The sequence below is a fragment of the Halomonas sp. MMSF_3323 genome, from assembly GCF_030733595.1.
GTDB lineage: Bacteria > Pseudomonadota > Gammaproteobacteria > Pseudomonadales > Halomonadaceae > Halomonas > Halomonas litopenaei.
The window spans coordinates 84,271-96,839 of sequence record NZ_JASHIT010000001.1; the positions used below are offsets into that span (position 1 = coordinate 84,271).

Genomic DNA, 12,569 nt, shown 5'->3' on the forward strand with positions numbered 1-12,569 from the left:
GGAAAAAAAGGAAACGAGATGAGCACCCATCAGGACCTGATCGACCGCGACCGCAAGGTAACCTTCCACGCCTCTACCCACCTGCGTGACTTCGCCCATGGCGACGCACCGGGCCGCGTGATCACCGGCGGCAAGGGCATCAACATCGTCGACAAGGACGGTCGCGAGTTCATCGACGGTTTTGCCGGGCTGTACTGCGTCAACATCGGCTACGGCCGTACCGAGGTGGCCGAGGCCATCTACCAGCAGGCGCTGGAGATGTCCTACTACCACACCTACGTGGGCCACTCCAACGAGCCGCAGATCGCCCTGTCCGAGCAGATCCTCAAGCTCGCCGGCCCCGGCATGTCCAAGGTCTACTATGGCCTCGGCGGCAGCGATGCCAACGAGACCCAGCTCAAGCTGGTGCGCTACTACAACAACGTGCTTGGCCGTCCGCAGAAGAAGAAGGTCATCTCGCGTCAGCGCGGCTATCACGGTTCCGGTCTCGCCACCGGCTCGCTGACCGGGCTCAAGGCCTTCCACGACCAGTTCGACCTGCCCATGGCCGGCATCCTGCACACCGAAGCGCCGCACTACTACCAGCGCAGTGCCGAGCAGGAAAACATGAGCGAGCGCGAGTTCTCCGCCCACTGTGCGGCCAAGCTCGAAGAGATGATCCTGGCCGAGGGCCCGGACACCGTGGCGGCCTTCATCGGTGAGCCGGTGCTCGGCACCGGTGGTATCGTGCCGCCGCCGGAAGGCTACTGGGAGGCGATCCAGGCGGTACTGAACAAGTACGACATCCTGCTGATCGCCGACGAGGTGGTGTGTGGTTTCGGCCGTATCGGCGCCGACTTCGGCAGCCATGCCTACGGCATCAAGCCCGACCTGATCACCATCGCCAAGGGCCTGACCAGCGCCTACCAGCCGCTGTCCGGGGTGATCGTCGGCGATCGCGTGTGGCAGGTGCTGGAGCAGGGCACCAGCGAGCTGGGCCCGATCGGCCACGGCTGGACCTACTCCGGTCACGCCCTGGGCTGCGCCGCTGCCCTTGCCAACCTGGCGATCATCGAGCGCGAGGACCTGACCGGCAACGCCCGTGATACCGGCGCCTATCTGCAGAGCCGCATGCAGGCCGCCTTCGGCGATCACCCGATCGTCGGCGAGACCCGCGGCGTCGGCATGCTGGCGGCGCTGGAATTCGCCGTGGACCCGGAGACTCGCCGTCCCTTCGATCCCAGCCACAAGGTCGGTGCACGCATCGCCGCCGCTGCGCTGGAGCAGAACCTGATCGCCCGGGCGATGCCCCAGGGGGACATCCTCGGCTTCGCGCCGCCGCTGGTCACCACCCGTGACGAGGTCGACGAGATCGTTGCCCGCGCCGAGCGTGCGGTGAACAAGGTCACCGACGAGCTGGTCAAGGAAGGCGTACTGCAGACGGCCTGATGCCTGGTCCGATGATTGGCCTGATGCCTGGTCCGATGGTTGGTCCAAGCCCAGGCCGGTGTCTGGCCTGACGCCCGCACCTTGGCAGGTGCAAAAGGGGCCGCTTCCTTGAAGGAGGCGGCCCCTGTCGGTTTTCATTCAGGTAGGCGAGCGCGGAACAGATAGGCGAGCGCGGAACAGGTAGGCGAGCGCCGAAGCGCCGACAACGCCTGCCCTCCCGGCATTGGCAACCGGTCTTCACGATATGAGTTCAAGGAGAAGGTCATGAAGGTGGATTCACCCCCTTGCCCGAGTCACGGCGTGACCCTGGACGAGATATTCAAGGCCCGGGGACGCATCGCCGGTCAGGTAACGCGCACGCCACTGGTGCTGTCGCGGGCCCTGTCCGAACGCTTCGACGCCGAGGTCTATCTCAAGCTCGAGACGCTGCAGCCCACCGGCGCCTTCAAGCTGCGCGGTGCCACCAACATGATCGCCGCACTGATCGAGCGCCATGGACGCGAGGCCCTGGCCCAGGGCGTCACCACCGCGTCCACCGGCAATCATGGCCGTGCCGTGGCCTACGCCGCCTCCCGGCTCGGGGTGCCGGCGGTGATCTGCCTGTCGCGGCTGGTGCCGGCCAACAAGGTCGCTGCCATCGAGGCGCTCGGTGCCGAGGTGCGTCGCGTCGGCGCCAGCCAGGACGAGGCCTTCGAAGAGGTGGCGAGGCTGGTGCAGGAAGAGGGCATGACGCTGATTCCCCCCTTCGATGATCCGCTGATCGCGGCGGGGCAGGGCACCATCGGCATCGAGATCCTCGAGGACCTGCCGCGGGTCGATCGGGTCATCGTCGGGCTGTCCGGCGGTGGTCTGCTCGGCGGCATCGGCGCCGCGCTGAAGGGCGTTCGACCCCAGACCAGGATCAGCGGGGTCAGTCTGTCGGCGGGGGCGGCCATGTGCGAGAGCCTCAAGGCCGGCAAGCCGGTGGCGGTGGAAGAGGTCGAGAGCCTGGGCGACTCGCTGGGCGGCGGCATCGGCCTCGACAACCGCTGCACCCTGGCGCTGGTCGAAGCGGTGATGGACGACCACTGTCAGGTGTCGGAAGGCGCCATCGCCCAGGCCATGGTGGACATGCTCGAAAGCGAGAAACTGCTGGTCGAAGGTGCCGCCGCCGTGGGACTGGCGGCACTGGCCGAGGGCCACCTCGAGGTCAAGGGGGAGCGGGTCGTGCTGGTGCTTTCCGGCAACGGGGTGTCACTGGATACCCTCGATCAGGCGCGCCGCCTGGCGGCGGATTGCGCCAGTCAAGGCCGGCGATAGACCGTCAAGGCCACCAACCGACAGACAAGCCCAGTAACAACCCGATCAGGAGCCAAGGATGCAACTCTACAAGCGTGAGCAGATCAGCCAGGCGGTCGCCATCGACCAGGACGCGCTGGCGGCGGTGGAAGCCGGTTTCGCCGCCCTGGGGCGTGGAGAGGTGGTGCAACCGCCGATCCTGTCCATGGCCATCGAGGAGGCCAACGGCGAGGTCGACGTCAAGACCGCCCATATTCGTGGCAACGAGCGCTTCGCCATCAAGGTCAGCCCCGGCTTCTTCGACAACCCCAAGCTGGGGCTGCCAAGCCTCAACGGGCTGATGATGGTGTTCTCCGCGCGCACCGGGCTGGTCGATGCGGTGCTGTTCGACGAGGGCTACCTGACCATGGTGCGCACCGCCCTGGCCGGCGCCATCGCCGCCAAGCACCTGTCGCGGGAGAACAGCCGCCGGGTCGCGGTGCTGGGGGCCGGCGAGCAGGCGGTCAAGCAGGTCGAGGCGCTGCGGCTGGTGCGCGACATCACCGCCATCGACGTCTGGGCGCGAAGGCCCCAGGCCGCCGAGGAATACGCTACCCGCATGCGCGCTGCGGGTCTCGAGGTCGCCGTTCACGACAGCGTGCGCGAGGCCTGCCGAGCGGCCGACATCATCGTCACCACGACGCCGTCGCAGACGCCGATCCTCGAGGCGGCGGACCTGCCGGAGGGCGTCCACGTCACCGCCATGGGCTCCGACAGTCCCGACAAGCGTGAACTGGCCGAGAGCGTGCTGACCCGGGCGGACGCCTTCGTCTGCGATACCCGGCCCCAGAGCGAGTCCAACGGCGAACTCAAGGCCCTTGCCGGTCGAGAGGTACCCTTCAAGGTCCACGAACTGGGCGCGGTCATTGCCCGCGGCGAGCGTCTGCGGCTGTCGGACGCCACCATCACGGTATGCGACCTGACCGGTACCGGTGTCCAGGACACGGCCATCGCCGGGTTCGCCCTGACGCGTCTGTCGGCTGAGGATTCGGCACGATAGGCTTTGCCGTATCGGGCATTTTTGGGGAGGATGGGGGACCCTAATCCCGACAGGAGCCCCCATGCCCTCGTTGCAGTGCCTGCTGCGCCACCGGCGCCGACTGATCGTCATCATCGCCCGCCTGGGCTATACCGCCAAGGGGCTGGTGTACCTGCTGATCGGCGTGCTGGCGGCTCTCGGCGCTGTGGGCCTTGGCGGCGACAACGTCGGCACCAAGGAGGCGCTGGCACACCTGGCTCGCCAGCCCTTCGGCACCCTGATGCTGGGGGCTCTGGTGCTGGGGCTCTACGCCTACGCCGCCTGGCGGGGCTTGCAGGGGCTGTTCGATGTCGAGCACCGTGGGCGTAGCTGGAAGGCCCTGGGTACCCGCCTGGCGCTGGTCATCAGCGGTGGTATCTACGCAAGTCTCGGCTGGTATGGTGTCGAGCTGCTGGACGATCCCCAGGAGACCACCGGCGGCGCAGAGGAGCGCACCGCAATGCTGATGTCGCACCCCGGCGGCGTCTGGCTGGTGGCGATCCTGGGGGCGATCTTTATCGGCGTGGGGCTGCGCCAGTCGTGGCGCGCCCTGGCGCGCAGCTATCTCAATCGCTGGCGTCAGCAGGACATGAGCCAACGCCAGCGTGATCTGGCCTCGGGCCTCAGCCGCTGGGGACTGGCCGCCAGGGGGCTGGTGTTCGCGCTGATCGGCAGTTTCCTGCTGGTGGCCGCCTGGCAGGTCGATCCCGCCAAGGCGGAAGGGCTCGGCGGCACCCTGGATACCCTGGCCGCCCAGCCCTTCGGCCCCTGGCTGCTCGCCGCCGTGGCCGGTGGACTGATGAACTACGGTACCTACTGCGTCATCAATGCCCGCTTTCGCAAGGTGAAAGTGTAGCGCCTGCAGCGGCCGTTCAGGACGCCCGGGGCTTCTTGGCCCGCACGGTCAGGGCGACGCCGGCAATGGCCAGCGCCATGCCGATCAGGGATACCGGCGGCAGCCCTTCATCGAACAGCCACCAGGCCTCCACCGCGGTAACCGGCGGCACCAGGTAGAACAGGCTGGCGACGCGGGACGCCTCGCCACGCTTGATCAGCATCATCAGCAGCATGATGGCGGCGATGGACAGCACCAGCACCAGCCAGCCCAGCGTCAGCACAAAGGTCAGCGACCACTCCACCTCGCGGGTTTCCAGCAGCAGGCTGCCGGCGCCAAGCAAGGCCAGCGCCCCGAGGTACTGCACCACGGTGCCGCCGAGCAGCGGCATGCCGCTGCAATAGCGCTTCTGGTACAGCGTCCCCAGCGAAATCCCCACCAGCGCCACCAGGGTGCAGGCCAGCGCCGGCCAGCCAAACCCTTCGAAGGACAGCGCCGACAGGTCCATCTTGCCTCCCAGCACCAGGCTGACCCCGGCCAGCCCCAGGGCCAGTCCCATCCACTGCAGCGCAGACAGCCGCTCGCCCAGCAGGGGGCCCGCCAGCGCAGCGGTCAGCAAGGGTTGCAACCCCACCAGCAGGGACGCCAGTCCCGCCGGCATGCCCAGGCTGATGGCGTAGAACACGCCGCCCAGATAGCCGCCGTGAACCAGACAGCCGGACACCGCCACATGCCCCCACAGACGGGGACTCGACGGCCAGGCCGAGCGGGTCAGCCAGACGATGGGGACCAGCAGCGCCAGGGTGGCGGCGAAGCGAATGCTCAGGAAGGTGAAGGGCTCGGCGTAGGGCAGGCCGAACTTGGCACCGATGAAGCCGGTGCTCCACAGCACCACGAACACCAGCGGCATGGCCGGCAACAGCCAGGACGGCAGGGCGGGGCGACTCACGGGCACCTCGCACAAGGTGCGGTAAGCGGGCACCCGACAAAAGCTGCGGTAAGCGGCCACCCGACACACGATGCGGCAAGCGGGGGCTGGGCGGTGATCACTAAGGGTGGCATCGCGGGGACTTCCTTGTGGTTCATGTCATCGGCAGGGCGATCGCCCAATCATGATGCCCTATCCAGCCTCCCTCAAGGAGGGGATTGCCAAGCGTTGCTCTCGTGCTTTGGTCGTAGGTCGTGGAGGGAGAGTGAGATTGGTCTGACCACGCCGGTGCTTGTTTTTGCGCAGTTTATCGGCGAAATGGCCGCTGGTCAGACCAATAATGCAGGCAGGTTGCGTTGAATGGGGCCGTTGGCCGCCGGGGGCCTTTTCGCTAGCTTTCTTTTCGATGACGCCCCGGGAGGGGGACGCCTCGCTTGCATCGAAGCGATGTCCCGTTCATGCCCCGAGGAGGTCCTCGCAAGGACGCGCACGGGCAACGCCCGGCTCAAGAGCGCAGCGGCGCAAATCGCTTGCAACAGGCGGGCCTCGCTTGCTGCGAAAGTGCCTCGAGCGCTCATGACGATGCCATGGATCGACAACAACAACACACCGGGTGCGGCAGATCGAGACCGCACCGATCCACCAGGAGTTATGCCATGTCCCGGCTAGACAAGCCCCAGCAAGACCTTGATACGGCCTCGCCAACGGCCTCCCTGTCCGAACGCATCGCAACCCCGGACCGCCGCCGCTTTCTGAAGGCTGCTGCGGTTGGTTCCGCCGCCGCGGTGGCGGCACCCTGGGTCGGCAACGTCCAGGCTCAGCAGGGCATCCGCATCCGCATGCAGTCATCCTGGCAGCCCGGCACCACCGGCTACCGCATCTTCGAGGAGTGGGCCGCCGGCGTCGCCGAGGCCACCAGCGGCGAGGTCACCATCGAGCCGTTCCCGGCCGGAGCCGTGGCCGGTGCCTTCGAGGTAGCCGACGCGGTGCGCAACGGCGTGCTCGACGGCCAGAACTGGTTCACCGTCTACTGGCCGGGCAAGATGCCCGCCGGGGTCTTTCTCACCGCCTATCCGATGGGCCTGTCGGTACCCCACCAGTGGGACATGATGTTCGGTGCCTACGGCGGTTTCGGCATCGCCAAGGACCTCTACCGCAAGCAGGGTCAGGAGCTTCTGGGCTACGTCCACCACGACCTCAACCTGATCCACTCCAAGGTGCCGCTGAGAAGCTTCGATGACTTCGAAGGGGTGAAGATCCGCATGCCCGGCGGCATCGTCGCCGAGACCTTCGCCAAGATCGGTGCACGTACCACGCTGCTGCCGGGCTCCGAGGTCTATCCGGCGCTGGAGAAGGGCACCATCGACGCCGCCGACTACACCGGTGCGGCGGTCAACTTCGAGCTGGGCTTCTGGCAGGTGACCGACTACATCATCATGGGCCCGCCCTCGACTCCCTGTCTGCACCAGGCGGTCGACCTGATGGATATCGCGGTCAATCGCCGGGTCTACGAGCGCATGTCCGACCAGACCAAGGACCTGATGCATGACCTGGTCGCGGCCTACTCCCGCGAGCACTACGCCGCCATCCAGAAGGCCAACGCCGAGGCCTGGCCCAAGTACCGCGAGAAGGGCGTCGAGATCATCCACCTGTCCGAGGACGACGCCGACCGCTTCCGCGACGCCGCGATTCCGCTGTGGTTCGAATGGGCCAACAAGGATCCGGACGCGGCCAAGCTGTTCCGTGCCCACCTCAACACCATGCTCGATCCGTCGGTGGCACTGATCACCGAAGAGGACATCAAGGACTTCGAGCTCAACGCCTAGGCCTGCACGTGTCGACCGGGGCGACCCGGTCGACGTCGATGAATATTCCGTGGTGGCCCACCAGCGGAGGAGCGTCAATGAATCTACAGATTGATTTCGTTCTGCCGCACTGGCTCTACTGGGCGGTGCTGGCAGGACTGCCGCTGATCGTGATGCTGCTGGTGGATCGAAGCTTCCGCCGGGGTGGCGAGGTGAGCGGTGGCGATACCGCCGAGACCCCCGTCGCGACGAGCGAGCAGGCCTACGCAGCGCCTGGCAATGTGGTGACCCGCGGCATCGACCGCATTTCCGGCTTTGCCGGGCGCTATGTGGCCTACTGGTCGCTGATCGCGCCCTTCGTGTTCACCTACGAGGTGGTGCTGCGCTACGCCTTCAACTCGCCGACTAACTGGGCTCACGAGTCGATGACCCTGATGTTCGGCATGCAGTACCTGCTGGCGGGTGCGTTCGCGCTGCGCGAGGGCGGGCATGTGCGCGTCGATATCCTCTACCAGCGGGCGGCACCGCTCAACAAGGCCGCGCTGGACCTGGTCACCTCGATCTTCTTCTTCATCTTCACCCTCGCGCTGTTGACCACCGGCTGGCGTTTCTTCTCGCAGTCGGTCAGCGACGTCTGGTGGTTCGGTGACAGCTACGCCAACGAGGTGTCCTTCACCGAATGGGCGGTGCAGTACTTCCCGGTCAAGTTCATGCTGTTCTTCGGTGCCTTGCTGCTGCTGTTGCAGGGGATCGCGCAGTTGATCAAGGACCTCCAGGCCTATCGTCACCACCGCGAGCACCACGAAGGATCGACGGTATTTGCCAGCATTCTGGTGGTGCTGGCGGTGATCCTCGGCGCCTACACCATCCACGAAATCGTCAATATCGCCCTGACCGACTACGAGAGCCTGGCGCTCAGCCTGGAGAACTCGCTGTCCACGGTGGGTATCGGCGCGCTGACCCTGTTGATGTTCGGCACCCTGATGGTGGTGCTGGTAGCGGGGCTACCGCTGGCCTTCGTTACCGGCGGTCTGGGGGTGGTGTTCCTCTACCTGGTGGGCGATCAGCATATGCTGAACCTGATGCCTTCGCGCATCTTCCCGATGATGACCAACTACCAGCTATCGGCCATTCCGCTGTTCATCTTCATGGCCTCGGTACTGGAGAAGGCCGGCATCATCGAAGAGCTGTTCGATGTGGTCTACAAGTGGATGGGCGGTCTCAAGGCGGGCCTGGCGATCGCCACCATCATCGCCTCGACGCTGCTGGCCGCCATGGTCGGGGTGATCGGCGCGGCGGTGGTGACCATGGGCCTGATCGCGCTGCCGGCCATGCTCAAGCGCAACTACCAGCCTGAGATCGCGCTGGGGTCGATCATGGCCGGGGGTACCCTGGGTATCCTCATCCCGCCGTCCATCCTGGCCATCATCTACGGCGTCATCGCCCAGCAGTCGGTGGGCGAGCTCTACCTGGGCTCGCTGATTCCCGGCCTGTTGCTGGCCGGCATGTACGCCTTCTACTGCTGGCTAAGGGGCACCCTGAACGTCAAGGTGGCGCCGCCGATGCCGGAGGAAGACCGGGTCTCCACCGCCGAGAAGCTGCGCCTGCTGCGCAATATGCTGGCGCCTATCGCCCTGGTGTTGCTGGTGCTCGGCATCATCTTCACCGGGGTGGCGACCCCGGTGGAAGCGGCGGGTATCGGCACCTTCGGTGCGCTGGTGGTGGCGGCGATGCACAAGCGGCTGACCTGGCCCAACCTGCACGCCGCCTGCATGACCACCCTGGTGGCGACCGCCATGGTCATGTGGATCATCTTCGGTGCCAGCATCTTCGTCGGCTTCTACATCCTGCAGGGCGGCCAGACCTTCGTGCAGGAGCTGATCGCCGGGGCAGGGCTTGGCCCCTACGCGGTGCTGGCGCTGATGATGGTGCTGCTGGTGGCGCTGGGGATGTTCCTGGACTGGGTCGGTATCCTGCTGCTGGCGGTGCCGATCTTCGTACCGCTGATCAAGGGGCTGGACTTCACCGGGGTATTTGGCCTGCCCGGGGTGGACCCCGCCGACGTCTCGCTGTGGTTCGGGGTGATCTACCTGGTCAATATGCAGATGTCCTTCCTCAGCCCGCCGTTCGGCTATGCGCTGTTCTACATCAAGGGGGTGTGTCCGCCGCATATCACCATGGGCCAGATCTTCCGCTCGTCCTTTCCCTTCCTTGCGCTGCAAGCGCTGGGCCTGCTGCTGGTGATCATGTTCCCGGCGCTGGTCACCTGGCTGCCCAACCTGGCCTACGGCTAGTCGGGCGGTGTCATGACAACGCCTCCGGCCGTCCTGGCCGGAGGCGTTTTTGCAAGATCTTGGGATGAGTCAGGCAATACGCCTTTTCTGCGCTTCGCCAGAGGAGTGCATGGCGTATCATGGTCCCCTATCCCCGCGCCCCGACCTGGCCTCTTTTGACTGTCGCCGACAGGCGACGCGAAGGCGAAAATGGCTTGCATTTCGTAACACGATTGTGGGGAACCCTCATGCAACTGCGTCGTCACAATGGGCGAGCGATTGACGAATTCTCAACCACCTCCTGGAGGACTTCATGCAACGATTCACCGCCCTGATCACCGCCGCCCTGCTTTCTGCTGGCCTGATGAGCGCCACCGCCCACGCCCAGGACGCAAATGCGCAGGCTTCAGGCAACGCTGACGTCGAGGCTGCAGCTCAGGCGCAGAATTTCTCTGATGCCCAGCTCGAGAAATTCGCCGACGCTTCCAAGGAGATCGCCGCGATTTCCCAGGACTACACCCAGCAGTTGCAGGAAGCCGAAGGCCAGCAGGCCCAGCAGGATGTGCGCACCGAGGCCAACCAGAAGATGGTCGAAGCCGTCCAGCAGAGCGGGCTCGAGGTCGAGACCTTCAACGCTATCGGTCAGGCTATCCAGCAGAACCCGGACATGATGAAGCGCGTACAGGAGATGGCGCAGTCGTGAGCTGACCGCCACACTCGCCAGTCAAAGAGACTGGCCGCCTAGATCGACGCCCGCTGCCCTCGAGGTCGGCGGGCGTTGTTGTTTGCAGTGCTGAAGATGTTTGCACAGGGCGAGGATTCGAGCGGCCGGTCGGGTGTGAAGTCGTGATCAACGAAGGATGGATCGGTCATCAGGTCGCAGTGTCAGCAATGCCTGGCTCTCCGGGCCACGCTCGATGGCTTCTGCGGCGTTTGGCGAGAGGCCGATCAAGATACTGCTAATGCTTTACAGCCGCTGGCCTCGGCTCCATGCTTCCGAGAGTCAGAGGGTGGGGGACCAGGGAGCGTCCTGCTGCCAGCCACGGCGACCGCGCGGAGGACACCATGGAAGCGGAACTGTTGGAAATCAGCCAGCATATGGGGCGCTTTGCGCCCTTTGACGGGCTGTCGGAGGAGTTGCTGGACGAGGTCGCCGGACAGGTGCAGGTCAGCTACTTCAAGGCCGGCTCGTCCATTCTCGAGCTTGATGCTGTGCATCAGGAGTTCTGCTACATCCGCAGCGGCGCGGTGGAGGTCACCCGGCGCAACGGAGAGCTCTACAACCTGCTGGGGGAGGGCGACATCTTTGGCCACTTCAGCCTGCTGCGCCACAGTCGCGTGCGCTTCCCGGCCAAGGCGCTGGAAGACAGCCTGATCTACTTCATCCCCGAGGCGATGTTTCACCAGCTGTGCGAAGCCGATGAGCAGTTCGCCGAGTTCGTCGAGGTGGATCGCCCCCGGCTCGAGACGGCGGTGGAAAGTCAGCGCAAGAACAACGACATGATGGTGACGCGGATCCGCAAGCTGCTGACCCGCTATCCCGTCATGGTCGAGGCTCGGGCCACGGTGCAGGAGGCGGCGCGCCAGATCAGCGAGTCCCAGGCCTCGGCGGTGCTGGTGCTGGACAAGCCCGCGAACAACCCGCGCTACACCTTCAAGGATAGTGAAGGTGGCTACTGGCAGGTCACCGGGATCCTGACCGACAGCGACTTTCGCACCAAGGTCGTGGCCGAGGGACTGTCGCCGGATACTCCGGTGGGCGAGGTTGCCGGCCGCCGCCTGATCGCGGTGCAGTCCGATGAGTCGGTGCAGGAGGCGATGCTGTGCATGCTGCGCAACAACATCCACCACCTGCCGGTGATGCACCGCCGTTCGCCGGTGGGCATCGTGCACCTCTCCGACATCATTCGCTACGAGACCCAGAGCAGCCTTTACCTGGTCAGCAATATCTTCCATCAACCGTCGGTGGAGTGTCTGGCCAAGCTGGCGCCGGACGTCCAGGCCGCCTTTGTGCGCATGGTACACGACGGTGCCGACTCGCAGATGGTGGGCAAGGCGCTGTCGACCATCGGGCGCAGCTTCACCCGACGGCTTCTGGAGATGGCGGAAGAGGAGCTAGGACCGCCTCCGGTGCCGTACTGCTTCATGGCGCTGGGCTCGATGGCGCGCAACGAGCAGAGCATCGTCACCGACCAGGACAATGCCCTGGTACTGTCCGATGACTTCGATCCGGCGTTGCACGACGAGTACTTCGCGACCATGGCCAAGCGGGTCAGCGATGGCCTGGCCGCCTGCGGTTATACCTACTGCAAGGGGGACGTGATGGCCACCAATCCGAAGTGGCGCCAGCCGCTGTCGGTGTGGAAGGGCTACTTCACCGAATGGATCGAGCGCCCATCACCGGAAGGGTTGCTGCACAGCTCGATCTTCTTCGATCTGGACACGGTCCACGGTGACAATCCGCTGGTGGAGGAGTTGCAGGACCTGGTCGCCACCAAGGCTTCGAAGCACAAGCGCTTTCTTTCCGCCATGGCGCGTAATGCACTGAATCGGACGCCGCCGCTGGGCATCTTCCGCACCTTCGTGATGGAGAAGGACGGCAAGCACAACAACTCAATCAATCTGAAGCGTCGCGGCACGGCGCCGATGGTGGACCTGATCCGTATCCATGCCCTGGCCTGTGGTTCCCGCGCCCAGAACAGCTTTGACCGCCTGGACGATATCGATCGCACCCAGTTGCTGGCGCCCGGGGTCAGCGACAAGTTGCGCTACGCGCTCGAGTTTCTGTCCATGTCGCGGATTCGTCACCAGGTCATCGATCTGGAGCACGAGCACGAGCCGGACAACAATATCGAGCCGGAAAACGTTTCCAGCGAGGAGCGACACAATCTCAAGGATGCCTTCCAGGCGCTCAGCAATGCCCAGAAGTTCCTCAAGTTCCGTTATCCCATGACCAGCAGGTAGC

General features: G+C 65.3%; 9 protein-coding genes. 8 read left to right on the forward strand and 1 reads right to left on the reverse strand.

The window, feature by feature from the left end:
• Positions 1-18: 18 nt before the first annotated feature.
• The 4 genes from RBB39_RS00350 (at position 19) to RBB39_RS00365 (ending at position 4,619) form a co-directional block, all read left to right on the forward strand.
• Positions 19-1,428: an aminotransferase gene (locus RBB39_RS00350; RefSeq protein ID WP_045992026.1), complete on the forward strand. Its 1,410-nt coding sequence runs from the start codon at positions 19-21 to the stop codon at positions 1,426-1,428.
• 264 nt (positions 1,429-1,692) lie between these two features.
• The gene (eutB, locus tag RBB39_RS00355) at positions 1,693-2,727 is read left to right on the forward strand and encodes a hydroxyectoine utilization dehydratase EutB (RefSeq protein ID WP_306168559.1); all 1,035 of its coding nucleotides are present in this window, start codon (positions 1,693-1,695) and stop codon (positions 2,725-2,727) included.
• Between the two features lie 58 nt (positions 2,728-2,785).
• On the forward strand, positions 2,786-3,745 hold the full coding sequence (locus RBB39_RS00360) for a cyclodeaminase (RefSeq protein ID WP_124803222.1): 960 nt from the start codon (positions 2,786-2,788) through the stop codon (positions 3,743-3,745).
• 61 nt (positions 3,746-3,806) lie between these two features.
• Positions 3,807-4,619, forward strand: coding sequence for a DUF1206 domain-containing protein (locus RBB39_RS00365; protein WP_045992023.1), 813 nt, complete (start codon positions 3,807-3,809; stop codon positions 4,617-4,619).
• A gap of 16 nt (positions 4,620-4,635) precedes the next feature.
• On the opposite strand, the gene RBB39_RS00370 is transcribed toward RBB39_RS00365, so the two are convergent.
• Positions 4,636-5,508, reverse strand: coding sequence for a DMT family transporter (locus RBB39_RS00370; RefSeq protein WP_108448279.1), 873 nt, complete (start codon positions 5,506-5,508; stop codon positions 4,636-4,638).
• A gap of 674 nt (positions 5,509-6,182) precedes the next feature.
• Here RBB39_RS00370 and dctP point away from each other — a divergent pair.
• From dctP to RBB39_RS00390, 4 genes are all read left to right on the forward strand, one after another.
• The gene (dctP, locus tag RBB39_RS00375) at positions 6,183-7,352 is read left to right on the forward strand and encodes a TRAP transporter substrate-binding protein DctP (RefSeq protein ID WP_083970293.1); all 1,170 of its coding nucleotides are present in this window, start codon (positions 6,183-6,185) and stop codon (positions 7,350-7,352) included.
• A 77-nt stretch (positions 7,353-7,429) separates the two neighbouring features.
• On the forward strand, positions 7,430-9,625 hold the full coding sequence (locus tag RBB39_RS00380; protein ID WP_108132477.1) for a TRAP transporter large permease subunit: 2,196 nt from the start codon (positions 7,430-7,432) through the stop codon (positions 9,623-9,625).
• A 292-nt stretch (positions 9,626-9,917) separates the two neighbouring features.
• Positions 9,918-10,307 (forward strand): DUF4168 domain-containing protein, encoded by a 390-nt coding sequence (locus tag RBB39_RS00385; protein ID WP_045992022.1) that lies wholly within the window; start codon positions 9,918-9,920, stop codon positions 10,305-10,307.
• Between the two features lie 362 nt (positions 10,308-10,669).
• Positions 10,670-12,568 (forward strand): DUF294 nucleotidyltransferase-like domain-containing protein, encoded by a 1,899-nt coding sequence (locus tag RBB39_RS00390; RefSeq protein WP_306168560.1) that lies wholly within the window; start codon positions 10,670-10,672, stop codon positions 12,566-12,568.
• Position 12,569: the final 1 nt, after the last annotated feature.